A 25,563-nucleotide genomic window follows, 5' to 3' on the forward strand; every position below is an offset into this window, starting at 1 on the left:
AATATCCCCGCCGGAGGCCGCCGGCGCTTCTACCTCTGGCAGAGCGGGCAGAAATAGCTCGACCGTCCCGATTGCACGATCCGCGCCACCACGCCGCCGCAGCCGTTGGGGCAGGGCGCCCCCTCGCGGTCATAGACCCGGAACGAATGCTGGAAATAGCCCAGCTCGCCCGTCGCCTGGCGGTGGTCGCGCAGGGACGAGCCGCCCGCCGCGATGGCCTCCTCCAGCACGGCGCGGATCCGGCCGACCAGCCCCGCGATCTCGGCCGCCGTCACCTGTCCGGCCGGCCGGCGCGGGTCGATGCCGGCCCGGAACAGCGCCTCCGAGACATAGATATTGCCCAGGCCCGCGACGATTCGCTGGTCCAGCAGCGCTGCCTTGACCGGGCTGCGCCGCCCGGCCAGGGCCCGCGCCAGCACCTCGGCGGTGAAACCTTCGCCCAGCGGCTCGGGCCCCAGATGTGCCAGCAGCGGATGCGTGGCCCCCGGCGCCACCAGGTCCACCATGCCGAATCGCCGGGCGTCGTTGAAGGTGATGCGCGTGCCCAGATCGTTCCAGAACACGACATGGTCGTGGCGCGGCAGGATCGCCGCGTCGCGGTGGAAATCGCCCTGCGGCTCCGCCTCGATCAGCATCCGCCCGGACATGCCCAGATGCAGCAGCAGGCTGCCCCGGTCCTCCAGCTCGGCCAGGATGTATTTCGAGCGCCGGTGCAGGGCGACGACCCGCGCTCCGGTCAGCACCTGCACCAGGTCGGGCGGCAGCGGCCAGCGCAGGTCCGGGCGGCGGGCCTCGGCCCGGGCGATCACCCGCCCTTCCAGATGCGGCTGAAGGCCACGGCGGACGGTTTCGACTTCTGGCAGTTCTGGCATTTTCTTCCCGTTCGTCGCATGGTGCGCCCGCGCCGAAACTGGCGCGCGCCGCGCATCCGGTCTATCTGGGCGCGAAACGACGGATGGACAAGCGACATGACCCAGGATCAGCGCGGCAACAGCAACGGCGAGACCCATTTCGGCTTTCGCACCGTGGCCGAGAAGGACAAGGCCGGGCTGGTCCACGGCGTGTTCTCCCGCGTCGCTTCGCGCTACGACGTGATGAACGACCTGATGAGCGTCGGCATCCACCGGGTCTGGAAGACGGCGATGATGGACTGGCTGGCGCCGCGCGACGGCCAGCACCTGTTGGACGTGGCCGGCGGCACCGGCGACATCGCCTTCCGCTTCCTGGAACGCGCCCGGGGCGCCCGCGTCACCGTCTGCGACATGACCGAGTCGATGCTCGTCGAGGGCCGCAAGCGCGGCGAGGCCGGCAAGCTGGCCGACCGCCTGGCTTGGGTCACCGGCGATGCCATGGCGCTGCCCTTCGCCGACGATAGCTTCGACCGCTACACGATCAGCTTCGGCATCCGCAACGTCACCCGCATCCCCCAGGCCCTGGCCGAGGCGCGGCGCGTGCTCAAGCCCGGCGGCCGGCTGATGGTGCTGGAATTCAGCCAGATGCCGGTGCCGATGCTGCAATGGCTCTACGACCGCTACAGCTTCAACGTCATCCCGGTCATGGGCCAGATCGTCGCCAATGACCGCGACAGCTATCAATACCTGGTCGAATCGATCCGCAACTTCCCCGACCAGGAGACATTCGCCGAAATGATCCGCGCCGCCGGCTTCGGCCGGGTGCAATGGCGCAACCTGTCCATGGGCATCGCCGCGCTGCATTCCGGCTGGAAGCTGTAACGATGCGCGGTCCGCACAACATCTGGCGGCTGGTCCGCACCGGCGCCACCTTCGAGCGCACCGGCGCCATGAAGGTGGCCCTGGACGCGGCCGAGGCGCCGGCCCGCATCCGCGTCGCGGCCCGCATCCTGGGCTGGCCCTTTGCCTGGCTGGGCTACAAGGGCGACCCGGCGCTGCCGCCGGTCACCCGCGCCATCACCGCGCTGGGTCCGGCCTATATCAAGTTCGGCCAGATCCTCTCGACCCGGCCCGACGTGGTGGGGCCGGACCTGGCCGACCAGCTGTCCATGCTGCAGGACCGGTTGCCGCCCTTTCCGCAGGACCAGGCCCGCCGCGTGATCGAGGCCGACCTGGGCCGGCCGGTGGACGCGCTGTTCAGCGAATTCGGCGATCCCGTGGCCGCCGCCTCGATCGCCCAGGTCCATCGCGCCCGCCGCATCGACAACGGGGCCGAGATCGCGGTCAAGGTCCTGCGCCCCGGCATCGAGAGCGCCTTCCGCCGCGACATCGACGCCTTCCACTTCGCCGCCGGCATGATCGAGCGGCTGTCCCCCGCCACCCGCCGGCTGCGGCCGCGCGACGTGGTGGCGCATTTCGAATCGGTGGTGACCGGGGAACTGGACCTGCGGCTGGAAGCGGCCTCGGCCTCGGAATTCGCCGAGAACACCGCGGGCGACGCCGGCATGCAGGTGCCGAAGCCGCATTGGCATCTCAGCGCGCGCCGGGTGCTGACCACCGACTGGGCCGAGGGCATCGCCATGGGCGACGTCGCCGCCCTGCGCGCCGCCGGCCACGACCTGCCGGCCATCGGCGCGCGGGTGCTGCAGCTGTTCCTGCGCCACGCGCTGCGCGACGGCTATTTCCACGCCGACATGCACCAGGGCAACCTGAAGGTGACGCGGGACGGCGACATCGTCATCTACGATTTCGGCATCATGGGCGAGATCGACGAATACACCCGCCGGGTCTATGCCGAGATCCTGATGGGCTTCATCCGCCGCGACTACGAGCGGGTGGCGCGGGTGCATTTCGAGGCGGGCTACGTCCCCCGCGACCGCGACATCAAGGAATTCGCCCGCGCGCTGCGGGCCGTGGGCGAGCCGATCTTCGGCGCCGACGCCAGCCAGATCTCGATGGCGAACCTGCTGGCCTATCTCTTCGAGGTCACCGAACGCTTCGGCATGGCGACGCGGACCGAGCTGATCCTCTTGCAGCGCACCATGGTGGTGGTCGAGGGCGTGGCGCGCTCGCTGGACCCGCAGATCAACATGTGGCAGGTGGCGCGCCCGGTGGTCGAAAGCTACATCCGCGCCAACCTGGGACCCCGCGCCGCGGCGCGCGACCTGGGCCGGGCGGTGCAGGTGCTGGGGCGTTTCGCGCCGCTGCTGCCGGAATTCCTGGAACGCCGCATGCCCGAACTGCTGCGCGAGAAACCCCTGCCGCCGCCGCCCCGCCGGGGCCGGGGGCTGGCGATGGGCATGGTGCTGGGCGGCGTGCTGGCCCTTGCCGGCGCGGCGCTGGGGGCCTGGCTGGGCTGAACGGTCGCAGCCGGGGGCTTGAGCGCGCCCCGGCTTTGCCCTAACGCTGGCGCATGCGAATCCTCTATCTTGGCGATGTGATGGGGCGCGCGGGTCGGCGCGCCATTTCGGAAGGTCTCGGGCCGCTGAAGGCGCGACTGGGGGTCGATTTCACCATCGTGAACGGCGAGAACGCCAGCGGCGGCATGGGCCTGACGGGGGGGCACGCCAAGCTCATACTCGATTCGGGTGCAGATTGCGTGACACTGGGCGACCATGCCTTCGACCAGAAGGACATGCTGTCCTTCATCGAGACCGAGCCGCGCATCATCCGGCCGCTGAACTATTCCAAGGTCGCGCCCGGCCGCGGCGCGCGCGTGTTCGAGGCGACGCGCGGCCGCAAGGTGCTGGTGGCGCAGGTGCTGGGCCAGGTGTTCATGAAGCGGCCCTTCGACGACCCGTTCTCGGCCATCGACACGGTGCTGAGGGCGCATCCGCTGGGCGGGCTGGTGCAGGCGGCGGTGGTGGACATCCATGCCGAGGCCACCAGCGAGAAGATGGCGGTCGGCCATTTCTGCGACGGCCGCGCCAGCCTGGTCGTCGGCACCCATACCCATGTGCCGACCGCCGACACCATGATCCTGAACCGCGGCACCGCCTATCAGTCCGATGCCGGCATGTGCGGCGACTACGACAGCGTCATCGGCATGGAAAAGACTGAGCCGCTGCGCCGCTTCCTGACCGGCATGGCCTCGGAACGCTTCACCCCGGCCGAGGGCGAGGCGACGCTGGCGGGCGTGCTGGTCACCACCGACGACCGCACCGGCAAGGCCACCGCCGTGCAGGCGGTGCGCGCGGGCGGCAGGCTGGATCCCTCGCCGGTTTCCGCCTGATGCCGGCGGACCTCGCGCTTTCGCTTGCGAGGCCCGAGGATTTAATTCTAATACCCCATCGAATGCGGCGTGTTTTGCGCCGCCTCTGGACAGGATTTGCATGCTGGGTTTCCAACTGACCGGGACCAACGCGGCCATCGCGATGCTGGTCATCATCACGATCATGTTCATCGAGTTCATCCGCGAGAAGAACCCGCCCGAGGTCGTCGCCATCGGCACCGCCGCGGTGATGATGGTGATGGGCCTGCTGCCGATCAAGGACGCGGCCGGGGTGCTGTCGAACGCCGCGCCCTGGACCATCGCCTTCATGTTCATCATCATGGGCGGGCTCTTGCGCACCGGCGCGCTGGAAATGGTCACCGCCGTGGTGACCAGGCGCGCGGCCGATCGGCCGATCCTGACCATCTGCATGACCTTCGCCTTCATCATCGTCGCCTCGACGGTGATGAACAACACGCCGGTGGTCGCGGTGATGATCCCGATCCTGATCCAGCTCGGCCTCAAGGCCAATGTGGCGCCCTCGAAGCTGCTGATCCCGCTCAGCTACATGACCATCCTGTCGGGCATGATCACGCTGATCGGGACCTCGACCAACCTGCTGGTGGACGGCGTGGCGCGCGAACAGGGCATGAAGCCCTTCACCATCTTCGAGATCGCGCCGGTGGGCATCGCCGTCACCATCGCCGGCATCGCCTATTTCGCCACCGTCGGCTGGCGGCTGCTGCCCGACCGCACCACGCTGGCCGGCTTCTTCGGCGCCCGGCGCGAGATGAAATATTTCACCGAGGTCGCGGTGCCCGAGGATTCCAGCCTCGTCGGCCAGAACGTGAACGAGGTGCCGCTGTTCAAGCGCGATGCGGTCCGGGTGATCGACGTGCTGCGCGGCGACGCCTCGCTGCGCCGCAACCTGGCCGAGGCGGTGCTGGAGCCCGGCGACCGGGTGGTGCTGCGCTCGGAGATGGCCGAACTGCTGGAGATGCAGGAAAACAAGAATTTCCAGATGGTCGACAAGCTCAGTTCGGTCGCGACCGAGACGGTCGAGGTGTTGATATCGCCCGGCGCGCGGCTGATCGGGCGGCGGCTCAGCGACATGCGCCTGCGCCGGCGCTACGGCGTCTACGTCCTGGCCGCGCATCGCCGCAGCCAGAACATCGGCCGCCAGTTGGACGACCTGGTGGTGCAGGTGGGCGATACCCTGCTGCTGGAAGGCGCGCCCGAGGATATCGCCCGGCTGGCCGCCGACATGGAGCTGGTCGATGTCTCGCGCCCCTCGGCGCGGCCGTTCCGCCGCAAGAAGGCGCCCATCGCCATCCTGTGCCTGCTGTCGGTGGTGTCGCTGGCGGCGCTGGAGGTGGCCCCGATCATGGCCCTTTCCTTCATCGCGGCGGCGGTGGTGCTGATCACCCGCTGCGTCGATGCCGAGGAGGCGTTCGAATTCGTCGATGCCCGGCTGATGGCGATGATCTTCGCCATGCTCGCGGTGGGCGAGGCGCTGGAATACACCGGCACCGTGACCCTGGTGGTGGATTTCGTCGCGCCCTGGCTGCGGGGCCTGCCGCCCTTCGCCACGCTGATCGCGGTCTATTTCCTGGGCTTGGTGATGACCGAGGTACTGTCGAACAACGCCGTGGCCGTGCTGCTGACGCCGGTGGCCATCGCGCTGGCGAAATCGCTGGGCCACGATCCGCGCGCCTATGTCGTGGCGGTGATGTTCTCGGCCACGGTCGCCTTCGCCACGCCCATCGGCTACCAGACCCACCTGATGGTCTACGGCCCCGGCGGCTACAAGTTCAGCGATTTCGTCAAGGTCGGCATTCCGCTGGACATCATCTGCGGCATCGTCGCCTGCCTGACCATCCCGCTGTTCTGGCCGCTTTGAAAGGGGTCCGGTCATCGCCGCGTCACGCTTGCTTGGGTATTTAGAAAACGGAAAGAGCCTGATGCCGCTTTCCGTTTTTCAAATACCCGCCCGACGGAGCCGTTGGAGGTTCCGCTTCAGTTCCGGGAAAAGCCGTGAAGCACCGCTGCCTCCGCCTTGGCGGAAAGCGTCTTGCGGGTCTCCTCCGCCACCGGGATCGGCGGCAGCAGCCGCACCGTGACCGAACCTTGGCGCGGCTCTGCCAGGACCGCCAGCAGATGCGGACCCAGCGCCATGCTGCCCCACCAGCCATAGAAGCGCGGGTCGCGACCCGGGGGGGCGTGGTAATGCGCGCTCATCGGCTGGATCGCGAGGCCCAGGGGCAGGGCGGGGTCGAGGAAGCCCTGGAACAGCGTCGGCTTGAAGGGCAGCACGCGGCGCCCGTCGCTGCTGGTGCCTTCGGGAAAGAACAGCAGCCGGTGGCCGGCGCGGGTGCGGGCGGCGAATTCATCGGCCTGCCGGCGCGCCAGGCGCGGATCGCGGGCGACGAAATGCGTGTCGGTCACACGGGTCAGGATGTTGATGCCGGGCCAGCCGGCCACCTCGGCCTTGGAAACGAAGAAGACGGGCATCGCCGCGTTCAGCACGAAGATGTCGAGCCAGCTCGAATGGTTCGCGACCACCGCGCCGGGGCCGCGCAGCGGCGTGCCCTCGCAGCGCCAGCGCAGGCCCAGGATCCACAGGCAGAGCCGGCAGACCAACTGGACATGCGGCCCGGTAACCGGTCGGCGCGGCCCGGCAAAGAGCCGCTCGACCCCACGCATCGGCAGGATCAGGATCACGCCGATCAGCAGCACCGAGACGATGCCCAGGCCCCGCGTCGCCACCAGCAGCCAGCCCAGGGCCGAGGGGCGGGGGATGGCGGGCGGCGTGGCCTCGCCGTGCCAGGTGCCCGGGGAGGATTCGCTCATTGCCCCTGCCGGGTCTCGTAGAACTTGCGGTGCTTTTCCGACATGGCCTTGGTGTCGACCATCAGGAAGACGTCGGTGGTGTTGAAGGGCCGGTCCAGCCAGGCGCCTTCGCCAACCTGCCCGCCCAGCCGCAGATAGGCCTTGATCAGCGCCGGCATCCCCGCCATGGCGGCACGGCGGTCCAGCTGCGCCTCGGGGATCAGGTCCATCCGCTGGTAGCCGTCGGGCCGGGCACGGGGCCGGATCGCCGGCGGCGCCAGGTGGTGGTGATGCAGCCAGCTCAGCGGCTGCGCCAGCGCCTGCGCGTCGAGCCCGTGGAACGAGGCCACCCCGAACAGGATCTCGATGTCGCGCGCCAGCACATATTCGGCCAGCGCGTTCCACAGCAGGAACATGCCCGAGCCGCCCCGGAACGCCGGATCGACGCAGGACCGGCCCAGTTCCAGCAGCGACCGGCCGGAATGGCGCAGCGGCGTCAGGTCGTATTCGCTGTCGCAATAGAAGCGGCCGAACGCCTCGGCCCGGTCCCCCGGCAGCAGGCGATAGACGCCGACGACATGATCCAGCGCCGCGCGCGAGCGGCGGTTGTCCACCAGCACCAGATGATCGAGCACCGGGTCGAACTCGTCCCGCTCCAGCCGTTCGGCATGATCGACCAGCGGCCCGTCGCCGCCCAGCTCCTCGACGAAGACCCGGTAGCGCAGGCGCTGCGCGGCGAGAAGATCGGCGTCGTCGGTGGCGAGGCGGGTCTCGAAGAAGGAAGTCTCGGGCGTCATCGTCCGGCCTGGCACCCTGCCTGTTGCGATCTGGCCCCGTGTCTAGGCGCGGCAGTCCCATATTGCAACCGCAACGCGCGCCCGGCCCGCCGCGGCATGCGACGTTGCGTTAAGCAAGATTGACTCGCCTAAAAGTTGAATTAATCTGCATCGGCATCAGAAAGGATCGTTCGTGACCAGTTCAAGACTGACATGTCTGCCATCGACCACCTGTTTTCCCGCATGGGTGAAGTTGACGGTGATGCGATCGCCGATCCGCGACTGGACCTGCCCGACGCCCCATTCCGGGGCGCCGGGGTGGCGCACGATCATGCCCGGCTCCAGGATTTCATTCATCTCATGCCCTTCCTTGCGGCAATTTGCAGGCTAGACCCCCATGGACGATCTGACAATCTACCGCGACCCCCGTCTTCCGACCGGTCCCGAGCCCGAGCGGCTTGCGGCGCTGGTCAGTTCGCGGCTGTGCCACGACATCGTCTCGCCCCTGGGCGCCATCGGCAACGGGCTGGAACTGCTGGAGCTGTCGGGCGAGTTTCCCGGCATCGCCCGCAGTCCCGAGATGCAGTTGATCGCCGAAAGCGTCGAGGCGGCGCGGGCGCGGCTGCGCTGGTTCCGCTTGGCCTTCGGCCATGCCGCGCCCGACCAGCGGCTGAGCCCGGCCGAGCTTGCGGCGCTGTTCGCCGATGTCGAGAAGGGCGGCCGCATCAAGCTGCGGCTGGAAGCCGAGGGCGACCTGCCGCGGACCGAGGCGCGGATGATCCTGCTGGCGCTGATGTGTCTGGAAACGGCGCTGCCCTGGGGCGGTCGGGTGCTGGTCTGCCGCGGTGCCGCGGGCTGGCGTCTGGTCGCCGAGGCCAGCCGCACCAAGCCCGACCCGGCGCTGTGGTCCTGGCTGGACCTGGCCCCGGGACGCGAGCGGCCCGAGCCGAATTCCTCGGAGGTGCATTTCCTGCTGCTCTCGGGCTTTGCCCGCGCCGCCGGCCGGGCGCTGTCCTGGGAACTGGACGAGACCGGCGGCGAGATCGCCTTCTAGCAGTTCAGTCCCGGCCTCTGTCGGATCTGGTCTGGGAGCAATCGATCCGGCGCAGGTCCAGACCTTGCAGATCTATTCGCAGGGCGTGAGCCCGCCGAGCATCTTCAGTCGGCGGGTTGCAGGCGGCCGTGACGTCCGCGGGGTGGGATCGCAGCGGATCGCCGCTGTCGCAATGGAACCGTTTGAAAGCGTCCTTGACGGCGCGGTTCATCCGCTCGACCTGACCAGCCGTCCAGTCCGCAGAAAGGATCGAACCAGCAAACCGGGGGATCAAGCAGCTAGATCCCGCCGTCCCGCAGGGCCCGGTCCAGCCGCCGCAGCAGGCCGGGCGGGATCTGGGGCTCGGCCTCCAGAACCCTGGAAAGCAGCGCCTCGGCCTGGTCGTCGCGCTGTTCCAGCAGCAGCAGCGCCGCCTCGAACGCCTGGCGCGGGGCGGCGCCCGCGGCCAGCGCCCGCAATTCGCGCTTTGCGCGGTCGGGATGGCGGGCCAGGGCGGCCTTAGCCAGGTGCAGCCGGTAAAGCGCGCTGTCGCGCCGGGCCGCGCGATGCGCCTGCCGGACCCGGGCGGGGTCGATGCGGTTCACGATCACCATCTCGGCCAGTTGCCCCACGCCGCCGGCGCCGGCTATCACGCCCGTCGCCGGATGGCCGCCATGGGGCAGGGCGACGGCGGTGAGGCGGGGAAAGCCCACCCGGATCAGCGCCGCATGGGCGCGGTCGGCCGCGATGGCCGGGTCGTAGAGCAGCAGCCCATCGACGCCGATGTCTCCCTGCGATTGCGGCAGCGGCATCGGCCGGCCGATGCGGGCGAATTTCGCGTGCCGGCCGGGATCGAAGGGCGCCACCTGCGGATCGATGCAATATTGCGGCGACACCGCCATCACCCGCCGCGCATGGCAGGCGGCCGAATACAGCAGCGCCGCATAGCCGCCCATGGAAAAACCGATGGCGATGACCTCGGCATAGCCGGCGGTGGCGCGGGCCAGGGCCTCGGCCAGCGCCGCGCTGCGGTCCGAGACGAACCAGTCGCGCCGCGCCGTCTGCACCATCAGCGCGTCCACGCCCAGCCGCCGGGCGAAGCGCGGGCAGGACGCGGGCTCGAACCCGCTCATGTGCTGGTCGCGGCCATGTTCGAAACTGACCACCGCGCGCTGGCCGTCGCCCGTGCCGCGAAACAGCATGATGCGGTGGCGCTGGTCCTGGTGCAGGCATTCTGCCCGCATCAGGGGCGGATCGTTCCGTCGCCGGTGACCAGGTATTTGAAGCTGGTCAGCTGCTCGGCGCCGACCGGGCCGCGGGCATGCATCTTGCCGGTGGCGATGCCGATCTCGCCGCCCATGCCGAACTCGCCGCCGTCGGCGAACTGGGTCGAGGCGTTGCGCATCAGGATGGCGCTGTCCAGCGCCTTGAAGAAGCGCTCGGCGGTGGCGTCGTTCTGGGTCAGGATCGATTCGGTATGGCCCGAGCCGTAGCGGCGGATATGCGCGATCGCTTCCTCGACGCCGTCGACCAGCTTCACGGCGATGATCTTGTCCAGGAACTCCTGCCCGAAATCCAACGGCTCGGCGCGCAGGGTGCCGGGAATCTTCGCCAACTCGCCCTCGGCGCGGACCTCGACGCCGGCGTCCAGCAGGTCCTGGACCAGCACGGGGCCGTGCTTGGTGTAGAACTGCCAGTCGATCAGCAGGCATTCGGCGGCGCCGCAGACGCCGGTGCGCCGGGTCTTGGCGTTCAGCACCACGCGCCGCGCCTTGTCCAGATCGGCGTCGCGGTCGGCATACACGTGGCAGATGCCTTCCAGATGGGCAAAGACCGGCACGCGCGCCTCTTGCTGAACCAGCCCGACCAGGCCCTTGCCGCCGCGCGGCACGATCACGTCGATGTATTCCTGCGCTCGCAGCATCGCGGCGACGGCCGCGCGGTCGCGAGTCGGCACCATCTGGATCGCGGTCTCGGGCAGGCCGGCCTGTTTCAACCCGGCGACCAGCGCCTCGTGGATGGCGGTGGAACTCTCCAGGCTTTCCGAGCCGCCGCGCAGGATCACCGCATTGCCGGCCTTCAGCGCCAAGGCGGCGGCATCGGCGGTGACGTTCGGCCGGCTTTCGTAGATCACGCCGATGACCCCCAGCGGCGTCGCCACGCGCTGGATATGCAACCCGTTCGGCCGGTCCCATTCGGCCAGCACGCGGCCCACGGGATCGGGTTGCGCCGCAACCGAGCGCAGCCCCTCGGCCATGGCGCGCAGGCGGGCGCCGTCCAGCTTCAGCCGGTCCAGCATCGCGGCGCTCAGCCCCTTTTCCTCGGCGTGGTGCATGTCGAGGACATTGGCGTCGAGGATCGCGTCCTCGGACCGAAGGATCGCCTCGGCGGCGCCGGTCAGGGCGGCATGCTTGCGCTCGGCCGAGGTCTCGGTCAGCACGGCGGCGGCGTCGCGCGCCTTGCGGCCCAGGTCCGCGATCAGCGCGTCGGCGTCGGAAGAGGACAGGTCTTTCATGGCGGCGTTCCCTTGCATCCGCCCGAGATAAGGCGGCAGGGCCGGAATTTCCAGAAGAAAGGGAAGGTGCAGGATTCTGTTGCCAGGCTCCTGCGGGCCCCGCCTTACGCTGCTAGGCGCAAGGGCTTAAGTTTCGGTTACCCGAGCTGCTTACGCAGCCAGAGCGACCGGAGCACGGTTGTCGTTGGCAACTGTACATTTTGCACCGATGACGGTGGTAGCTCACCGAGACAAAGCAAACAGCTTTAGACGTTCGTCGATCCTGTTTCGGCCCCATGCGCCCCCAACGAGGGACTGATGGTGGAGCCGCCGGGTACCGCCCCCGGGTCCGATCCGCTTATTACCTGCGCGTTTATGTCCATAGTCCGGGCGAACCCGGACAGTCGGAATATAGGCGCCGCCTCGCCCACACGCAAGAGAGGGGAACGCCGTTCCCCTCTTGTCCCGCTCCGCGGGCCAATTCACCCCTTGGGGTATTTCAGAAACGGAAAAGCCAGGGCGCGGCAGGGCCTGTTCTTTCCGTTTTCCAAATACCCCTGCGGCAGTGCCATCGGCGATGCGCCTTGCTGGCGGGCGTGCGCATCGCCAGGGGATCAGAAACCGGCCTTGATCTTCTCGAACTCGGCCAGCTGCTTTTCGCGCTGCGCCGGATCGTTCGGCGTCTGGGCCAGGATCGGGGCGTTGATCGGCGACAGGCCTTCCTTCACCGCCGGCTCGTTTTCGATCGTCTTCATGGCCACGGTCGAGGTATGGCCGTAGCCGATCGTGTCCAGAAGCCCCTTGGCCGAGCCGGGGGCGAGCCAGGCGTTGATGAAGTCATAGGCCTTGTCCTCCTTGCCCGGCCCGTTCTTGAGATTGATGAAGCCGCAGAAGAAGGTCGAGCTGCCTTCCTTGGGGGCGCGCTGGAAGCCGACCGGGAAGCCGTCCTTTTCCAGCAGCACCACGCCGTCGTTCCAGGACCATGCCACGTCCACCGCGCCCGAGGCCATCAGCTGCGCCTGCTCGGCCGGGTCGGCCCAATAGGCGGCGACGTTCTGATGCGCCGCGCGCAGCCAGTCGGCGGCGGCCTTGAACTGTTCGTCCGTGACCTTGGTCCAGTCGGTGGTGCCGGTCGCCAGATAGGCCAGCGCCCAGACGTCGTCGGCCGAATCGGGCAGGCTGGTGCGGCCCTGGTATTTCGGGTCGGTGAAGACGTTCAGGCTGGCCACGTCCTCGGCCGGGACGGTGTCCTTGTTATAGGCGATCGCCGTCGCGCCCCAGTCGGTGGGGATATACCAGACCCCCTGGTCGTCCTTGAAGATCGGCGAATCCAGGAACTTGGGATAGAGCGTCTTGAAGGCCGGGATCCGCGACACGTCCCAGGGTTCGATCAGCCCGGCGTCGCGGTATTTCGACACCATCTGCGAGCAGGGATGCGCGACGTCGGCTTTGAAGCCCGAGGCGAGCTTCTGATAGGCCTCGTCGTCGTCGCCGTACAAGGCGAAGGTGGGGCTGGTGCCGTATTTGTCGATATAGCCCTGGAAGATCACCGGCTCCTCGAAACCGGCCCAGTCGAAGACCGTGAGTTCGGGGTCGGCAGCATGGGCGGCGGTGCCGGCGAGGAGCAGCGCAAGGGCAGAGGAGCGCAGGAGTTTCATCGGGGGCCTTTCGGGATGCGTGGCAGTCTGCGCCGACGCTAGCGGGCCTCTTCCAGCCCTGCAAGCCTTGGGCGAGCGCGCGCGATCCAGGCCGACGCCGCGTGCGGGGAGCCGGCGCGGCTTTAGGGCAGGATCGCGCCGCGGCCGCAACAGGCCGGCGCCGGCGGCTTATCCCGGCAGGTCCGGCGGGCCGGCGATCTGCGCATCGGGCAGGCCGATCGCCGCATCGTCGCGGCCGGCGAAATCCACCGCGCGCAGGATGGTCTGGATCGCGGCGATCCGCGCCCGCCGCTTGTCGTCCGAGCGGATCACCGTCCAGGGCGCGATGCCGGAATGGCTGCGCGCCAGCGTGTCGTGGATCGCCGCCGTGTAGTCGTCCCAGCGCGCCAGCCCGTCCACGTCGATGGAACTGAGTTTCCACTGCTTCAGCGGGTCCTTCTCGCGGTCGAGAAAGCGCCGCAGCTGTTCGGCCCGGCCGACGCCGAGCCACAGCTTGACCAGGGTGATGCCGTCGTCGACCAGCATGTTCTCGAAATGCGGCAGCTGGCGGAAGAAGGTCTCGCGCTGCGCATCGGTGCAGAAGCCGAAGACCTTTTCCACCACGCCGCGGTTGTACCAGCTGCGGTCGAAGAGCGCGATCTCGCCCCGGGCGGGCAGCCAGTCCACGTAGCGCTGGAAATACCACTCGGCCGCCTCGCGCTCGCTGGGTTTCGGGAGCGCCGCGATATAGGCGGAACGCGGGTTCAGGTTCTCGCGCACCCGCTCGATGGTGCCGCCCTTGCCGGCGGCGTCGCGACCCTCGAACAGCACCACGATGCGCTTGCCGGTGTGGATCACGTCGCGCATCAGCCGCACCAGCTGCAGCTGCAGCCCCGCCATGGCGTCGTCGTATTCCTTGCCCTTCATCTCTTCGGCATAGGGATAGGAGGGGTCGAGGATGCGGTCCTTGTCCGCCGCCTTGACCGCCTTGCGCAGGTCCTCGGGCGCGTCCTTGTCCAGGAAGCGGCTGATCGCCCCGACATAAGGCAGGTCGGGGTGGGTCTCGGACAGGGTCTTCGCTTCGGATTTCTTCGCCATTCAACCCTCGCCGATGCGGGAGATGTCGTACCAGGTGGTCTGGTAGATCTCGTTGATCCAGTTGCCGTAGAGCAGATGCGCGTGGCTGCGCCAGCGGTTCGTCGGTGCCTGGGACGGGTCGTCGTCGGGATAATAGTTCACCGGCACGTTGATCGGCTTTCCGGCCGCCACGTCGCGGTCGTATTCGTCCTTCAGCGTGGTGCTGTCGTATTCGAAATGGTTGAAGACATAAAGCGCCCGCCGCCCTGGATCTTCGAGCAGGCAGGGCCCGACCTGGTCCGAGGCGATCAGCGTGCGCAGGCCCTTGCAGGCGTCGACCTCGGGCTGGCGCACCTCGGTCCAGCGGCTGACCGGCACCAGCACGTCGTCGGAAAAGCCGCGCAGATAGGGGCTGGAGGGCGCCAGGTTCTGGTGGCGGAAGCAGCCGAAGGCCTTGCGCTCCAGCGCGTGCTTTTCCAGCCCGTGGAAATGCCAGGCCATGGCCATGCCGCCCCAGCAGACGCCGAAGGTGGAATGGACGTGGGTCCGGGTCCACTCGAACACGCGCGTCAGCTCGTCCCAATAGGTCACGGCCTCGAAGGGCAGGTGCTCGATGGGGGCGCCGGTGATGATGAGCCCGTCGAACTTCTCGCCCGTGGCCTCGACCTCGCGGAAGCTGCGATAGAAGGCGGCCATGTGGTCGGCGGCGGTGTTGCGGCTTTCGTGGTCCGACATGCGGATCAGCTGGAAGTCGATCTGCAGGGGCGTCGCGCCGATCAGCCGGGCGAACTGGTTCTCGGTCTGGATCTTCTTGGGCATCAGGTTCAGCAGGCCGATGCGCAGCGGCCGGATGTCCTGCATCGCGGCCCGGCCCGGCGACATGACCATGACGCCTTCGTTCGACAGGATGTCGAAGGCGGGCAGGTCGTTGGGCAGGGTGATGGGCATCATGCTTCCTTTCGTTCGATGGCCCTGGCGAGCAGCCGGATCAGGTCGTCGGGGGTCTTCACCCCGGCCACGTCCTCGGCCAGGATGGTCACGCCGCGCCGGGCCATGGCCGCATAGCGCGGCTGGCGATGGGCCAGCGCGCGGGCATAGGTCCAGCGGATGAAATCGTCGGGATTGACCTCGTCCCCGGTCAGGCCTTTTTCGACGCGATAGTCGGTCCAGGCGCGATCCAGGAAATCGGGCTGGTAATACATCGGCTTCGGCGCGCGGTCGAAGCGGCGGACCAGTTCCTCGGTATGCGCGTCCGAGCCCTTGATCCAGACCAGCAGCAGGTCGCGTTCCAGCGCGTCCAGCACCGGGTCGGTCGCGGCGAAGGGGTCCACCACCTCGCAGACCGAGCCGCCGGAATCGCAGACGAAATTGCCCACTCCGTAAAGCTCTTGCGCGCGGCGGATGAAATGGGCGGTGTCCAGCAGCGCCGCGATCTCGGCCGCGCGGTGCTGGCCCTGGCGGCGCATGTATTCCTCGAAGCAGAGCCCGCCCCGGGTCTCGCTGCCGGGCTTGCCCAGATAGGTGGACAGCGGCGCCAGGTTCTCGAAGGTGATGTTGCTGGCGATATAGACCGAATCCGACAGCAGCAGCTCGCGCAGGAACGGCACCTTCATCGCCTCGCGCTTGAAGTTGTCGGCGATCAGTTCGCCCATGTAGCGGGTGCCGATGCGGTAATCGACCGAGTAATGGAACCATTCCCCCGAGCCGCGCAGCATCGAGGCCAGATAGGTCTTGCCCAGGCCGGACATGCCGAAGAACAGCACGCGCTTCCTGGGTGCGGCCAGCCATGCGGCTGCGGTCTCGTAAAGCATGGGCCATCCTTCTGCCGGGCTGCCGCGATAGTTAATCCCGCGCCGGGTCAAGGAAAAGGGGGCCTGTGTCCCGCGGATGCGCTAGGCTGGCGGCAGGCAACAGGAAAGGCACCGGCGATGACGCCGCGATTCAGGATCGGCGACCACGTCAGCTGGAACTCCGAGGCGGGGCGGGTCTCGGGCACCGTCATCAAGGTGCATACCAGCGATTTCGACTACAAGGGCCATACGCATCGCGCCTCGCCCGAGGACCCGCAATACGAGATCAAGAGCGACAAAACCGACCATATCGCCGCCCACAAGGGCAGCGCGCTGACGCTGGAATGACAACCCTGCCGTTCTATACCATCGGTCATTCCGACCGCACGATCGATGCGTTCATCGCCCTTTTGCGCGAGAATCGCGTCGGCCATGTCGCCGATGTCCGCAAGCTGCCGATGTCGCGGGCCAATCCGCAATTCGACGGCGCGCGGCTGGCGGGGGCGATGGCCGAGGCCGGCCTCTCTTACGGCCATATCGCGGCGCTGGGCGGCTTGCGCGGCCGGTCGAAGGCGGTGCCGCCGGACGTGGACGGGCTTTGGCAGAACCGCAGCTTTCACAATTACGCCGATTACGCGCAGTCCGAGGCGTTCCGCGCCGGGCTCGGCCGGCTTTTGGCCGAGGGGCGGATGCGGGCCTGCGCGATCATGTGCGCCGAGGCGGTCTGGTGGCGCTGCCATCGCCGCATCGTCGCCGATCACCTGATCGTGCGCGGATTCGCTGTGTTCCACATCATGGGCCCGGGCCGGGTCGAGCCCGCGCGCCTGACCCCCGGCGCCCAGCCGCAGCCGGACGGCGGCGTGACCTATCCGGCGCCGGCAGCAGGGGGCGATGGGTAAAAAACGTTGCTATCGCGACCTGCTGGCGCGAAATGGGCACAGGCACCGCCGGAAAAGAGGGCAGGAAATGGAAACCGGACTTTTCATCGCGCGGCTGTTTCTGGGTGTGCCCTTCATCGCCTGGGGCATTCTCAAGTTGCGGGGCGGCGAGGCGAAGATCGCGCCGATGATCGCCGCCATGGGTATACCCGACGCCAAGGCGCTGGCCTGGCTGGTCGGGCTTTGCGAGCTTCTGGGCGGGCTGGCGGTCGTGCTGGGCTATCCCGTCCGCACGGCGGCGCTGCTTCTGGGCCTGTGGTGCCTGGTGACCGGCTATCTGGAACATCGCGGCAATGCGACCGAGCTGCTCAAGAACGTGACGATGGCCGGCGGCTATTTCGCGCTGGCGGCGGCGGGCGGCGGGGCGCTGGCGCTGTTCGGCGGCGCGCCGGCGGGCGTGCTGGGCTGGCTGCCCTGACGAATCGGGCGCCGTCCCGGTCCATTCCGCAGCGTTAACCAATCCGCTGTGGCGCGCCGGGCACAATCGCGCTATGATTCGCCCCAGACCCGGAAAACGGGCGACGACAAACGAGGCAGTGACGGCGGTAACCCATGACCGAGATGGTCTTTGGCACCACGCCCGTGCGGGCTGGTGATCCGATTCTTCCCCGCTGGTGGCGCACCCTGGACCGATGGTCCCTGGCCTGCGTGCTGGGGCTGTTCGCGGTGGGGCTTCTTCTGGGGCTGGCGGCTTCGGTGCCGCTGGCCGAAAAGAACGGCCTTCCGCAGTTCTATTACGTGACCCGGCAGGCGGTGTTCGGCGCCATGGCGCTGGTGGCGATGCTGGTGATCTCGACCTTCTCGCCGCGCATGGTGCGGCGGATCGGGGTGCTGGGCTTCCTGGCCGCGCTGGTGGTGCTGATGGCGCTGCCCTTCATCGGCACCGATTTCGGCAAGGGCGCGGTGCGCTGGCTGCGCCTGCCCGGCGGCATGTCGGTGCAGCCCTCGGAATTCCTGAAGCCGTGCTTCATCGCCATCTGCGCCTGGTTCATGGCCTCGAGCCAGGAGGTCGGCGGCCCGCCCGGAAAGATCTATTCCTTCGTCATCGCCGCGGTGGTCGTGGTGCTGCTGGCGCTGCAACCCGACTTCGGCCAGGCCTCGCTGGTGCTGTTTTCCTGGTGCGTGATGTATTTCATCGCCGGGGCGCCGCTGTATCTACTGGGCAGCGTCATGGGGCTGGCGGCGGTCGGCGGCTTCTTCGCCTATGGCGCCTCCGAGCATTTCGCCCGCCGCATCAACGGCTTCCTTGCGGCCGAGGTCGATCCGCGCACCCAGCTCGGCTATGCCTGGAACGCGATCCAGGAGGGCGGCTTCTTCGGCGTCGGCGTCGGCGAGGGCTCGGTCAAATGGTCGCTGCCGGACGCCCATACCGACTTCATCATCGCCGTCGCGGCCGAGGAATACGGGCTGATCCTGGTGCTGATCATCATCGCGCTTTACGCCACCATCGTCATCCGCTCGCTGCTGCGCCTGCAGGACGAGCGCGATCCGTTCGCGCGCATCGGCGGCACCGGCCTTGCCTGCGCCTTCGGCGTGCAGGCGCTGATCAACATGGGCGTGGCGGTGCGGCTTTTGCCGGCCAAGGGCATGACGCTGCCCTTCGTCAGCTATGGCGGCAGTTCGGTGATCGCCTCAGGCATCGCCATGGGCATGCTGCTGGCCCTGACCCGCTCGCGCCCGCAGGGGCGCATCGGCGACGTGCTGGGGCGGGGCCGGGGATGAGGAAGGCGCCGGGGATGAGCGCGGCATCGTCGCAAGGCGGGCCGCTTTGCCTGATCGCCGCCGGCGGGACCGGCGGCCACATGTTTCCGGCGCAAGCGCTGGCCGAGGTGCTGCTGGCGCGCGGCTGGCGGGTGAAGCTGTCCACCGATGAACGCGGCGCCCGCTATGCCGGCGCCTTCCCGGCCGAGGTGGCGCGCGAGGTCGTCAGCTCCGCCACCACCGCGCGGGGCGGGGCGCTGGCGAAGCTCGCCGTGCCCCTTCGCATCGGCACCGGCATCCTGACCGCGATGCGCCGCTTTCGCGCCGACCGCCCGGCGGTGGTGGTGGGCTTCGGCGGCTATCCGACCATTCCCGCCATGGCTGCGGCGCTGGCACTGGGCATCCCGCGCATGATCCACGAACAGAACGGCGTCATGGGTCGGGTCAACATGGCCTTCGCCCGCCGCGTGAGCCGCGTCGCCTGCGGCACCTGGCCCACGCGCCTGCCCGAGGGGGTCGAGGGCATCCACACCGGCAACCCGGTGCGCCGGGCGGTGCTGGACCAGGCCGGCGCGCCCTATGTCCCGCCGGGCCAGGGGCCGCTGAACCTGCTGGTCATCGGCGGCAGCCAGGGCGCGCGCGTGCTTTCCGACGTGGTGCCCGAAGCCATCGCCAGCCTGCCCGAGGACATGCGCCCCCGCCTTGTTGTCAGCCACCAGGCGAGGGCCGAGGATGCCGAGCGCGTCACCGCCGCCTATCGGGCGGCCGGCATCGCCGCCACGGTGCGGCCCTTCTTCGACGACGTGCCGACGCGGCTGGCGCAGGCGCAGCTGGTGGTCAGCCGGGCCGGGGCCTCGTCCATCGCCGACATCACCGTGATCGGCCGCCCGGCGATCCTGATCCCCTATGCCGCAGCCACCGCCGACCATCAGACCGCCAACGCCCGTGCCCTGGCGGAATCCGGTGCGGCGGTGCTTCTGCCCGAATCCGTGCTTGACGCCGAAAGCCTCGCGCGCGACATCCGGGACATCCTTTCCGACAGCGCCCGCGCCACCCGAATGGCAGCGGCGGCGCTGGAGCTCGCCCGCCCCGATGCGGCGCAGCGCCTTGCAGATCTAGTAACGGACCTATCCCGATGAACGCAGCGACCAAACTTCCGGGCGAATTGGGCCCCATCCATTTCATCGGCATCGGCGGCATCGGCATGTCGGGCATCGCCGAGGTGCTGATGACGCTGGGCTATGCCGTGCAGGGATCGGACGCGAAACGCTCGAAGATCACCGACCGGCTGGAGAAGCTGGGCGCCGCCGTCTTCGAGGGCCAGCGCGCGGAAAACATCGGCGAGGCCGGCGTGGTGGTGATCTCGACCGCGATCAAGAAGGGCAACCCCGAGCTTGAGGAAGCCCGCCGCCGCGGGTTGCCCATCGTGCGCCGGGCCGAGATGCTGGCGGAACTCATGCGCCTGCGCTCGAACGTCGCCGTGGCCGGCACGCATGGCAAGACCACCACCACCACCATGGTCGCGACGCTGCTGGATGCCGGCGGCTTCGACCCGACCGTCATCAACGGCGGCGTGATCCACGCCTATGGCTCCAACGCCCGCGCCGGTGCCGGCGAATGGATGGTGGTCGAGGCCGACGAATCGGACGGTTCGTTCAACCGCCTGCCGGCGACCATCGCCATCGTGACCAACATCGACCCCGAGCATATGGAGCACTGGGGCAGCTTCGACGCGCTGCGCAAGGGCTTCCAGGATTTCGTCTCGAACATCCCCTTCTACGGCCTTGCCGTCTGCTGCACCGACCACCCCGAGGTGCAGGCGCTGGTCGGCCGCACCACCGACCGCCGCGTGGTCACCTTCGGCTTCAACGCCCAGGCCGACATCCGCGCGATAAACCTGCGCTATGAAAACGGCATCGCGCATTTCGACATTGCCCTGCAGGGCGAGGAAGACGCCCCGGTCATCGAGGACTGCACCCTGCCGATGCCCGGCGACCACAACGTCTCGAACGCGCTGGCCGCCGTCGCGGTCGCCCGCCATCTCGGCATGAAGCGCGCCCAGATCCGCGAGGCGCTGGCCAAGTTCGGCGGCGTCGGCCGCCGCTTCACCCGCGTGGGCGAGGTGAACGGCGTCACCATCATCGACGACTACGGCCACCATCCGGTCGAGATCGCCGCCGTGCTGAAAGCCGCGCGCCAGGCCACCAAGGGCCGGGTCATCGCCGTGCACCAGCCGCACCGCTATACCCGGCTCTCCGGCCTCTTCGACGATTTCTGCACCTGCTTCAACGAGGCCGACGTGGTCGCCATCGCCGAAGTCTATTCCGCCGGCGAGGAACCTATCCCCGGCGCCTCGCGCGACGATCTGGTGGCGGGGCTGATCGCCCACGGCCACCGCCACGCCCGCGCGGTGATGGACGAGGGCGACCTGGAGCGCCTGGTTCGCGAACAGGCCCGGCCCGGCGACATGGTGGTCTGCCTTGGCGCCGGCACCATCTCGGCCTGGGCCAACAACCTGCCCGAGCGGCTGCTGGGGCAGGCCGCATGATGCTGCTGGTCGGCCACCCGTTCGTCGCGGCGCTTTGCGCGGTCCTGTGGGGCGTGCTGGCCTGCCTGCTGCCCTTCGTGCGGCTGCGCTGGCGCCATGCCGCGTTGTGGACGCTGGTGCTGTGCGGCGTGCCGGTGCTGGGCTGGCTGACTTATCTCTGCGGCCCGGGCTTCGGCGTGCTGTTCCTGTCGCTGGGCCTGTCGCTGCTGGTCTGGCCGCCGTTCGAGACCCGCCGCCGCCGCGCGCCGGCGCAACGCGGGCTGCGCTGAGGCGGCATGGAGATCGTCTGGCTCATCGTCGCCGTGGCGGTGGCGCTGACCGTCAGCATCGGCGCGATCCGCGCCGCCGCCCGCAGCTGGGCGCCGCTCGCGCTGCAACTGGCGCTGCTGCTCGGCTCGGCCGGTGCCTGCTATCTGATCGGAGGCGCCAAGACCGGCGGCTATCTTGCCGGGATCATCGGCGCGCTGCTGTGCCTGCTCATGCTGATCGCCGCCGGCGGTCTGGCGCTGGGGGCGGCCGGTCGCTGGCTCTGGGATCGGCTGCGCCCCGCCACGGCCGGCGCGTCGCCCGCCGCGGCTTGGGACGTCTGGGTGATCGGCGGGCTTGCGGCCCTGGCGGTGCTGCTCAGCGCGCTGGAATAGAGTGGCGGTCAGGTGTTGAAGCCGACCGCGGAAGCGTTCAGCAACTGCATGGCCATGACCAGCTCGAACAGGCGCAGCGTTTCGTTGTCCCACGCGGCCAGGGGTGCGTCTTGCCTGTCGCGGCTCTTCTGCCTCTCGATGATCGCCGCAAGGATCCCGGCTGCCTGATCCGCCGCCACGCGCAGCGCCAGCAGGTAATCGGCCTGGGTCTCGATCTCGCCCAAGCCGGGCGCGTCGGGCGTCGCGCCGAGGATGGTCTTGATCTGCTCGGCGAACCGCTTGGGAATGGGCAGCGGCTGATTGGCGAGCTCTGCCGCGTCCGCCCCGGACAGAAGCGCGGTGATTTCGCTCACGGCCATGGCAAGGCGGGTCGCGGCCGCTTGCAGCAGTTCGACCATCTGCTTCGCATTCACGGCGGCGGCCTTGATCGCCTGCGCGAGCGCACATTGTGCATCCTGCGTCTCGTTCAGCGGATCGCTGGCGGGCAGGAAAGGCAGGGACGTATCGCCCTGTTGCGCCTGGCCGCGCGCCACCAGCCCCAGGATCGCCGCGCTGGCCGTCGCGACCGATATCAGCCCGCGCCGGGTGACGGCGCCTGTTTGGGTTGCTTCAGGCATGTCCGCAGCCTTTCTGTCAGGGTTTCGGCAGGTTCGGAAACCGCTGTGTCTGCGCCGCCGGCAGGCGCGGCATGCGGCATCGCGGCGAAGAATGACTTGCGCTCCAGAAAGGCGGCGATGCCGTCATAGGCCTCCTGGCGCAAGGTCGCGCAAACCGAGTCGACGACGCTGCCCAGCGTCCGGGCAAGCTCGTCGTCCCGTCCAAGCCCTTGGAATTTTTCGGCCCAGACGATCTCATAGATCAGCATCGCCAGCTTGCGCTGCACTTCGGTGGGCGGATCACCTTCGCGAAAGCTTCCGGTCGCATGGCGGTCACCGGTGAACTCTTGCAACGTCCCGGCAATCCGTGCCGATTGACGCCCCGCGCAACGGTGATTAACCACGCGAGCCATGAGCCACACGCTTCCCACGCCCCGCGGCGCCCTGACCCCGAACCGCCCGCTCGCCGACCTGACCTGGCTGCGCGTCGGAGGCCCCGCCGACTGGCTGTTCCAGCCCGCGGACGAGGCAGATCTGGCCGATTTCCTCGCCGCGCTCGACCCCGCCGTGCCGGTTTTTCCGATGGGCGTCGGCTCGAACCTGATCGTGCGCGACGGTGGCATCCGCGGCGTGGTGATCCGGGTGGGCCGCGGATTCAACACCATTGAAATCGCGGGGGAAACCGTCATCGCCGGCGCCGCCGCGCTGGACGCCCATGTCGCCCGCAAGGCGGCCGAGGCCGGGCGCGACCTGACCTTCCTGCGCACCATTCCCGGCGGCATCGGCGGCGCCGTGCGCATGAATGCCGGCTGCTATGGCAGCTATGTCGCCGACCACCTGGTCTCGGTTCGGGTCGTGGCGCGTGACGGCAGCATCCACGATCTGCCCGCCGATGCGCTGAACCTCGCCTATCGCCACGCCGATCTGCCCGAGGGCTGGGTGGTGACCCGCGCCACCTTCCGCGCGGCCTCGGGGGAACCCGCTGAACTGGCTGCGAAAATGGACGATCAGCTGGCCCGCCGCGACGCCAGTCAGCCGACCCGCGACCGCTCGGCCGGCTCGACCTTCCGCAACCCGGCCGGCTTTTCCTCGACCGGCCGTGCCGACGACTCGCATGAGCTCAAGGCATGGAGCCTGATCGATGCCGCCGGGCTGCGCGGCCATCGTCTGGGCGGGGCGCAAATGTCTGAAAAGCACCCGAATTTCCTGCTGAACGCCGAAGGCGCCACGGCAGCAGAGCTGGAATCCCTGGGCGAGCTGGTCCGCGACAGGGTGCGCGAAAGCTCGGGGCATGAGCTGCAATGGGAAGTCATCCGCGTGGGTGAGCCGTAACCCGCCGTTATCCCCGGAAATCTCGCCCCAGACGCGAAAAGGGACTTTTGCGATTCTGCGCAACCCGCTATCCTGCCGAGATAAACACCCGGACAAACCGGGAGAATGAGGCAAAATTGGCGGGCAGGTCGAGCAGGACAGCCCCGAAAGTCGTGGTCCTGATGGGCGGACCCTCGGCCGAGCGCGAGGTTTCCCTCTCGTCCGGGCGGGAATGCGCGAAGGCGCTGCGGCAGGCGGGCTATGAAGTCGTCGAATTGGATGCGGGCAGGGATCTGCCCGCGCGTCTGGTCGATGCCGCGCCGGACGTGGTCTTCAACGCGCTGCACGGCCGTTGGGGCGAGGACGGCTGCGTCCAGGGCCTGATGGAGTGGCTGGGGCTGCGCTACACCCATTCCGGCGTGCTGGCCTCGGCGCTGGCCATGGACAAGTCCCGGGCGAAGCAGGCGTTTCGCGAGGCGGGCATTCCTGTCGTCGAAAGCGTCATCGCCGACGCGGCCGAGGTGTGCACCCGCCACGTCCTGCCGCCGCCCTATGTCGTCAAGCCGAATGACGAGGGCTCCTCGGTCGGGGTCTATATCGTCCACGAGGCCGCCAACGCCCCGCCGCAGCTCTCGGACCAGATGCCCGCGCGGGTCATGGTCGAGACCTATGCCCCCGGCCGCGAGTTGACCGTCGCCGTGCTGGGCGACCGGGCGCTCGGCGTGACCGAGATCGTCACCGAGGGCTGGTACGACTACGACGCGAAATACAAGCCCGGCGGCTCGCGCCACGTCGTCCCGGCCGAGATCCCGGCCGAGATCGATGCCGCCTGCCGCGACTTCGCCGTCAGGGCGCATCAGGCGCTGGGGTGCCGCGGCCTGTCGCGCAGCGATTTCCGCTGGGACGAATCGCGCGGCCTGGCCGGGCTGATCATCCTTGAAACCAACACCCAGCCGGGGATGACGCCGACCTCGCTGGCGCCGGAGCAGGCGGCGCATGTCGGCATGGACTTTCCCGCGCTCTGCCGCTGGATCGTCGAGGAGGCGCTATGCAGGGCTTGAACTTCCATCGCGGTCAGGATGCCGGCCGGCCGGCGCCGGTGCGTCATGCGCCCGCGCGGCCCGCGCCGTCGCAGCAGCCGCGCCCGGTGCGCAAGGACCCGGCGCCGTCGCGGCTGGCCTATCGGCTGAACCGGATGATGCTGCGGCCGCTGGTGCGGCGGCTGGTGCATGTCGGGCTGCCGGCCTTTCTGGCGGCGCTGGTGGCGGGGATCTGGCTGTCGGACGACACCCGCCGTGCGCATCTGACCGGCGGGCTCGACGCGCTGGTGGACCGGGTGCAGAACCGCGACGAATTCCTGGTCAAGATGATGACCATCGAGGGCGCCTCGCCGGTGGTGGACAAGGGGCTGCGGGCGATGCTGCCGGTCGAGCTGCCGGCGTCGAGCTTTGACATCGACCTGGAAAAGCTGCGCGAGCGGGTGCTGAAGCTGGATGCGGTCGAGGCGGTGGACCTGCGCATCAAGCCCGGCGGCGTGCTGTCGGCGGTGGTGACGGAACGGGTGCCGGCGCTGCTGTGGCGCCACGCCCGCGGCATCGAGCTGCTGGACAAGACCGGGCACCGCGTCGCCTCGGTCACCTCGCGCGAGGTGCGGGGCGACCTGCCGATCATCTCGGGCGAGGGCGCCGACCGCGCCGCGGCCGAGGCGCTGGCGCTGATCGACGCCGCCGGGCCGATCCTGCCGCGCCTGCGCGGGCTGGAACGCATGGGCGAACGGCGCTGGGACGTGGTGCTGGACCGCGGCCAGCGCATCAAACTGCCCGAGAACGGCGCGCTGCCGGCGCTGGAGCGCGCCATCGCCATCGACCGCGCCCAGCACATGCTGGACCGCGACCTGTCGGTCGTGGACCTGCGCCAGCAGCAGCGCCCGGTGGTGCAACTGGGGCTGGAGGCGCAGAACGCCATCCGCCGCGCCCGGGGCCAGCCCGAACTGGGTCCGGACGGCAAGGCCATCGCCGCCGAGACGGCGAAGAAGACATCGGGAAACGGCAAGAAGAAAAGCGGCTAACA

The 25,563-nt window shown here is 68.9% G+C and carries 28 protein-coding genes, 1 other RNA gene and 1 pseudogene; 16 read left to right on the forward strand and 14 right to left on the reverse strand.

Features of this window, described 5'->3' with window-relative positions:
- Positions 1–29: 29 nt before the first annotated feature.
- Entirely contained in the window at positions 30–872 is an 843-nt protein-coding gene (gene mutM / locus JCM7685_RS05495) for a bifunctional DNA-formamidopyrimidine glycosylase/DNA-(apurinic or apyrimidinic site) lyase (RefSeq protein WP_074965887.1), read from the reverse strand.
- 96 nt (positions 873–968) lie between these two features.
- Here mutM and ubiE point away from each other — a divergent pair, with 96 nt between their 5' ends.
- The 4 genes from ubiE (at position 969) to JCM7685_RS05515 (ending at position 6,022) form a co-directional block, all read left to right on the forward strand.
- Positions 969–1,733: a bifunctional demethylmenaquinone methyltransferase/2-methoxy-6-polyprenyl-1,4-benzoquinol methylase UbiE gene (gene ubiE, locus JCM7685_RS05500; protein ID WP_074965888.1), complete on the forward strand. Its 765-nt coding sequence runs from the start codon at positions 969–971 to the stop codon at positions 1,731–1,733.
- Positions 1,734–1,735: 2 nt separating this feature from the next.
- Entirely contained in the window at positions 1,736–3,271 is a 1,536-nt protein-coding gene (gene ubiB / locus JCM7685_RS05505; RefSeq protein ID WP_074965889.1) for a 2-polyprenylphenol 6-hydroxylase, read from the forward strand.
- Positions 3,272–3,324: 53 nt separating this feature from the next.
- Positions 3,325–4,143 (forward strand): TIGR00282 family metallophosphoesterase, encoded by an 819-nt coding sequence (locus tag JCM7685_RS05510; protein ID WP_074965890.1) that lies wholly within the window; start codon positions 3,325–3,327, stop codon positions 4,141–4,143.
- Positions 4,144–4,243: 100 nt separating this feature from the next.
- Positions 4,244–6,022, forward strand: a complete 1,779-nt coding sequence (locus JCM7685_RS05515; RefSeq protein ID WP_074965891.1) for an SLC13 family permease — start codon at positions 4,244–4,246, stop codon at positions 6,020–6,022.
- A gap of 116 nt (positions 6,023–6,138) precedes the next feature.
- Here the strand turns inward: JCM7685_RS05515 and JCM7685_RS05520 are convergent, their stop codons facing one another.
- The 3 genes from JCM7685_RS05520 to JCM7685_RS05530 all read right to left on the reverse strand — a co-directional run bounded on the left by JCM7685_RS05520 (position 6,139) and on the right by JCM7685_RS05530 (position 8,084).
- The gene (locus JCM7685_RS05520; protein WP_074965892.1) at positions 6,139–6,972 is read right to left on the reverse strand and encodes a lysophospholipid acyltransferase family protein; all 834 of its coding nucleotides are present in this window, start codon (positions 6,970–6,972) and stop codon (positions 6,139–6,141) included.
- Positions 6,969–7,748: a GNAT family N-acetyltransferase gene (locus JCM7685_RS05525; RefSeq protein ID WP_074965893.1), complete on the reverse strand. Its 780-nt coding sequence runs from the start codon at positions 7,746–7,748 to the stop codon at positions 6,969–6,971. Before JCM7685_RS05525 ends, JCM7685_RS05520 begins: the two co-directional genes overlap by 4 nt.
- Before the next feature lie 156 nt (positions 7,749–7,904).
- Complete coding sequence (locus JCM7685_RS05530) at positions 7,905–8,084, reverse strand: DUF3553 domain-containing protein (protein WP_074965894.1); 180 nt, start codon at positions 8,082–8,084, stop codon at positions 7,905–7,907.
- A gap of 40 nt (positions 8,085–8,124) precedes the next feature.
- Here JCM7685_RS05530 and JCM7685_RS05535 point away from each other — a divergent pair, with 40 nt between their 5' ends.
- Positions 8,125–8,781, forward strand: coding sequence for a histidine phosphotransferase family protein (locus JCM7685_RS05535; RefSeq protein ID WP_074965895.1), 657 nt, complete (start codon positions 8,125–8,127; stop codon positions 8,779–8,781).
- Between the two features lie 75 nt (positions 8,782–8,856).
- Here JCM7685_RS05535 and JCM7685_RS20205 read toward each other — a convergent pair.
- The 8 genes and pseudogenes from JCM7685_RS20205 to JCM7685_RS05570 all read right to left on the reverse strand — a co-directional run.
- Positions 8,857–9,016, reverse strand: a pseudogene (locus JCM7685_RS20205) (IS481 family transposase); the annotation flags it as partial.
- Between the two features lie 43 nt (positions 9,017–9,059).
- Entirely contained in the window at positions 9,060–10,004 is a 945-nt protein-coding gene (locus tag JCM7685_RS05540) for a hypothetical protein (RefSeq protein ID WP_074965896.1), read from the reverse strand.
- Positions 10,004–11,275 carry a glutamate-5-semialdehyde dehydrogenase gene (locus JCM7685_RS05545; RefSeq protein WP_074965897.1) on the reverse strand — a complete coding sequence of 424 codons (1,272 nt, stop codon included), beginning with the start codon at positions 11,273–11,275 and terminating at the stop codon, positions 10,004–10,006. The genes JCM7685_RS05540 and JCM7685_RS05545 overlap by 1 nt, the downstream gene beginning before the upstream one ends.
- A 65-nt stretch (positions 11,276–11,340) precedes the next feature.
- Positions 11,341–11,695, reverse strand: a transfer-messenger RNA (tmRNA) gene (gene ssrA, locus JCM7685_RS05550).
- A gap of 173 nt (positions 11,696–11,868) precedes the next feature.
- Positions 11,869–12,912 (reverse strand): ABC transporter substrate-binding protein, encoded by a 1,044-nt coding sequence (locus tag JCM7685_RS05555; RefSeq protein ID WP_074965898.1) that lies wholly within the window; start codon positions 12,910–12,912, stop codon positions 11,869–11,871.
- Between the two features lie 168 nt (positions 12,913–13,080).
- Positions 13,081–13,989, reverse strand: coding sequence for a polyphosphate kinase 2 (gene ppk2 / locus JCM7685_RS05560; protein WP_074965899.1), 909 nt, complete (start codon positions 13,987–13,989; stop codon positions 13,081–13,083).
- Complete coding sequence (locus JCM7685_RS05565; RefSeq protein ID WP_074965900.1) at positions 13,990–14,916, reverse strand: homoserine O-succinyltransferase; 927 nt, start codon at positions 14,914–14,916, stop codon at positions 13,990–13,992.
- Positions 14,916–15,779: an ATPase gene (locus JCM7685_RS05570; protein WP_074965901.1), complete on the reverse strand. Its 864-nt coding sequence runs from the start codon at positions 15,777–15,779 to the stop codon at positions 14,916–14,918. Before JCM7685_RS05570 ends, JCM7685_RS05565 begins: the two co-directional genes overlap by 1 nt.
- A 117-nt stretch (positions 15,780–15,896) precedes the next feature.
- Here JCM7685_RS05570 and JCM7685_RS05575 point away from each other — a divergent pair, with 117 nt between their 5' ends.
- The 8 genes from JCM7685_RS05575 (at position 15,897) to JCM7685_RS05610 (ending at position 21,586) form a co-directional block, all read left to right on the forward strand.
- Positions 15,897–16,106, forward strand: coding sequence for a hypervirulence associated TUDOR domain-containing protein (locus JCM7685_RS05575; RefSeq protein WP_074965902.1), 210 nt, complete (start codon positions 15,897–15,899; stop codon positions 16,104–16,106).
- Complete coding sequence (locus JCM7685_RS05580; RefSeq protein ID WP_074965903.1) at positions 16,103–16,657, forward strand: DUF488 domain-containing protein; 555 nt, start codon at positions 16,103–16,105, stop codon at positions 16,655–16,657. Before JCM7685_RS05575 ends, JCM7685_RS05580 begins: the two co-directional genes overlap by 4 nt.
- Before the next feature lie 67 nt (positions 16,658–16,724).
- Positions 16,725–17,114, forward strand: coding sequence for a DoxX family protein (locus JCM7685_RS05585; RefSeq protein WP_074965904.1), 390 nt, complete (start codon positions 16,725–16,727; stop codon positions 17,112–17,114).
- 134 nt (positions 17,115–17,248) lie between these two features.
- Positions 17,249–18,418 carry a peptidoglycan glycosyltransferase FtsW gene (locus JCM7685_RS05590; protein ID WP_074965905.1) on the forward strand — a complete coding sequence of 390 codons (1,170 nt, stop codon included), beginning with the start codon at positions 17,249–17,251 and terminating at the stop codon, positions 18,416–18,418.
- A gap of 14 nt (positions 18,419–18,432) precedes the next feature.
- Positions 18,433–19,536, forward strand: a complete 1,104-nt coding sequence (gene murG, locus JCM7685_RS05595) for an undecaprenyldiphospho-muramoylpentapeptide beta-N-acetylglucosaminyltransferase (protein WP_074965906.1) — start codon at positions 18,433–18,435, stop codon at positions 19,534–19,536.
- The gene (gene murC / locus JCM7685_RS05600) at positions 19,533–20,945 is read left to right on the forward strand and encodes a UDP-N-acetylmuramate--L-alanine ligase (RefSeq protein WP_074965907.1); all 1,413 of its coding nucleotides are present in this window, start codon (positions 19,533–19,535) and stop codon (positions 20,943–20,945) included. Before murG ends, murC begins: the two co-directional genes overlap by 4 nt.
- Entirely contained in the window at positions 20,942–21,214 is a 273-nt protein-coding gene (locus JCM7685_RS05605) for a DUF2484 family protein (RefSeq protein ID WP_074965908.1), read from the forward strand. The genes murC and JCM7685_RS05605 overlap by 4 nt, the downstream gene beginning before the upstream one ends.
- A gap of 6 nt (positions 21,215–21,220) precedes the next feature.
- On the forward strand, positions 21,221–21,586 hold the full coding sequence (locus JCM7685_RS05610) for a hypothetical protein (protein WP_074965909.1): 366 nt from the start codon (positions 21,221–21,223) through the stop codon (positions 21,584–21,586).
- 8 nt (positions 21,587–21,594) lie between these two features.
- Here JCM7685_RS05610 and JCM7685_RS05615 read toward each other — a convergent pair whose 3' ends face one another.
- The gene (locus JCM7685_RS05615) at positions 21,595–22,203 is read right to left on the reverse strand and encodes a hypothetical protein (RefSeq protein ID WP_074965910.1); all 609 of its coding nucleotides are present in this window, start codon (positions 22,201–22,203) and stop codon (positions 21,595–21,597) included.
- On the reverse strand, positions 22,158–22,595 hold the full coding sequence (locus tag JCM7685_RS05620) for a hypothetical protein (RefSeq protein WP_145981072.1): 438 nt from the start codon (positions 22,593–22,595) through the stop codon (positions 22,158–22,160). Before JCM7685_RS05620 ends, JCM7685_RS05615 begins: the two co-directional genes overlap by 46 nt.
- Here JCM7685_RS05620 and murB point away from each other — a divergent pair.
- The 3 genes from murB to JCM7685_RS05635 all read left to right on the forward strand — a co-directional run bounded on the left by murB (position 22,594) and on the right by JCM7685_RS05635 (position 25,561).
- The gene (murB, locus tag JCM7685_RS05625) at positions 22,594–23,514 is read left to right on the forward strand and encodes a UDP-N-acetylmuramate dehydrogenase (RefSeq protein ID WP_074965912.1); all 921 of its coding nucleotides are present in this window, start codon (positions 22,594–22,596) and stop codon (positions 23,512–23,514) included. The two genes, JCM7685_RS05620 and murB, sit on opposite strands and share 2 nt — an antisense overlap.
- Positions 23,515–23,630: 116 nt before the next feature.
- Positions 23,631–24,554 (forward strand): D-alanine--D-alanine ligase, encoded by a 924-nt coding sequence (locus JCM7685_RS05630; RefSeq protein ID WP_074965913.1) that lies wholly within the window; start codon positions 23,631–23,633, stop codon positions 24,552–24,554.
- Positions 24,542–25,561, forward strand: a complete 1,020-nt coding sequence (locus JCM7685_RS05635; RefSeq protein ID WP_074965914.1) for a cell division protein FtsQ/DivIB — start codon at positions 24,542–24,544, stop codon at positions 25,559–25,561. Before JCM7685_RS05630 ends, JCM7685_RS05635 begins: the two co-directional genes overlap by 13 nt.
- The last annotated feature ends 2 nt before the right edge of the window (positions 25,562–25,563 follow it).

The sequence above is a fragment of the Paracoccus aminovorans genome (assembly GCF_900005615.1).
GTDB classification, from domain to species: Bacteria; Pseudomonadota; Alphaproteobacteria; order Rhodobacterales; family Rhodobacteraceae; genus Paracoccus; species Paracoccus aminovorans.

Excerpts from the sequence above, each read along its gene's own strand:
- mutM (WP_074965887.1), bottom strand. The coding sequence starts at position 872 with ATGCCAGAACTGCCAGAAGTCGAAACCGTCCGCCGTGGCCTTCAGCCG.
- ubiE (WP_074965888.1), top strand. The coding sequence starts at position 969 with ATGACCCAGGATCAGCGCGGCAACAGCAACGGCGAGACCCATTTCGGC.
- ubiB (WP_074965889.1), top strand. The coding sequence starts at position 1,736 with ATGCGCGGTCCGCACAACATCTGGCGGCTGGTCCGCACCGGCGCCACC.
- JCM7685_RS05510 (WP_074965890.1), top strand. The coding sequence starts at position 3,325 with ATGCGAATCCTCTATCTTGGCGATGTGATGGGGCGCGCGGGTCGGCGC.
- JCM7685_RS05515 (WP_074965891.1), top strand. The coding sequence starts at position 4,244 with ATGCTGGGTTTCCAACTGACCGGGACCAACGCGGCCATCGCGATGCTG.
- JCM7685_RS05520 (WP_074965892.1), bottom strand. The coding sequence starts at position 6,972 with ATGAGCGAATCCTCCCCGGGCACCTGGCACGGCGAGGCCACGCCGCCC.
- JCM7685_RS05525 (WP_074965893.1), bottom strand. The coding sequence starts at position 7,748 with ATGACGCCCGAGACTTCCTTCTTCGAGACCCGCCTCGCCACCGACGAC.
- JCM7685_RS05530 (WP_074965894.1), bottom strand. The coding sequence starts at position 8,084 with ATGAATGAAATCCTGGAGCCGGGCATGATCGTGCGCCACCCCGGCGCC.
- JCM7685_RS05535 (WP_074965895.1), top strand. The coding sequence starts at position 8,125 with ATGGACGATCTGACAATCTACCGCGACCCCCGTCTTCCGACCGGTCCC.
- JCM7685_RS05540 (WP_074965896.1), bottom strand. The coding sequence starts at position 10,004 with ATGCGGGCAGAATGCCTGCACCAGGACCAGCGCCACCGCATCATGCTG.
- JCM7685_RS05545 (WP_074965897.1), bottom strand. The coding sequence starts at position 11,275 with ATGAAAGACCTGTCCTCTTCCGACGCCGACGCGCTGATCGCGGACCTG.
- JCM7685_RS05555 (WP_074965898.1), bottom strand. The coding sequence starts at position 12,912 with ATGAAACTCCTGCGCTCCTCTGCCCTTGCGCTGCTCCTCGCCGGCACC.
- ppk2 (WP_074965899.1), bottom strand. The coding sequence starts at position 13,989 with ATGGCGAAGAAATCCGAAGCGAAGACCCTGTCCGAGACCCACCCCGAC.
- JCM7685_RS05565 (WP_074965900.1), bottom strand. The coding sequence starts at position 14,916 with ATGCCCATCACCCTGCCCAACGACCTGCCCGCCTTCGACATCCTGTCG.
- JCM7685_RS05570 (WP_074965901.1), bottom strand. The coding sequence starts at position 15,779 with ATGCTTTACGAGACCGCAGCCGCATGGCTGGCCGCACCCAGGAAGCGC.
- JCM7685_RS05575 (WP_074965902.1), top strand. The coding sequence starts at position 15,897 with ATGACGCCGCGATTCAGGATCGGCGACCACGTCAGCTGGAACTCCGAG.
- JCM7685_RS05580 (WP_074965903.1), top strand. The coding sequence starts at position 16,103 with ATGACAACCCTGCCGTTCTATACCATCGGTCATTCCGACCGCACGATC.
- JCM7685_RS05585 (WP_074965904.1), top strand. The coding sequence starts at position 16,725 with ATGGAAACCGGACTTTTCATCGCGCGGCTGTTTCTGGGTGTGCCCTTC.
- JCM7685_RS05590 (WP_074965905.1), top strand. The coding sequence starts at position 17,249 with ATGACCGAGATGGTCTTTGGCACCACGCCCGTGCGGGCTGGTGATCCG.
- murG (WP_074965906.1), top strand. The coding sequence starts at position 18,433 with ATGAGCGCGGCATCGTCGCAAGGCGGGCCGCTTTGCCTGATCGCCGCC.
- murC (WP_074965907.1), top strand. The coding sequence starts at position 19,533 with ATGAACGCAGCGACCAAACTTCCGGGCGAATTGGGCCCCATCCATTTC.
- JCM7685_RS05605 (WP_074965908.1), top strand. The coding sequence starts at position 20,942 with ATGATGCTGCTGGTCGGCCACCCGTTCGTCGCGGCGCTTTGCGCGGTC.
- JCM7685_RS05610 (WP_074965909.1), top strand. The coding sequence starts at position 21,221 with ATGGAGATCGTCTGGCTCATCGTCGCCGTGGCGGTGGCGCTGACCGTC.
- JCM7685_RS05615 (WP_074965910.1), bottom strand. The coding sequence starts at position 22,203 with ATGCCTGAAGCAACCCAAACAGGCGCCGTCACCCGGCGCGGGCTGATA.
- murB (WP_074965912.1), top strand. The coding sequence starts at position 22,594 with ATGAGCCACACGCTTCCCACGCCCCGCGGCGCCCTGACCCCGAACCGC.
- JCM7685_RS05620 (WP_145981072.1), bottom strand. The coding sequence starts at position 22,595 with ATGGCTCGCGTGGTTAATCACCGTTGCGCGGGGCGTCAATCGGCACGG.
- JCM7685_RS05635 (WP_074965914.1), top strand. The coding sequence starts at position 24,542 with ATGCAGGGCTTGAACTTCCATCGCGGTCAGGATGCCGGCCGGCCGGCG.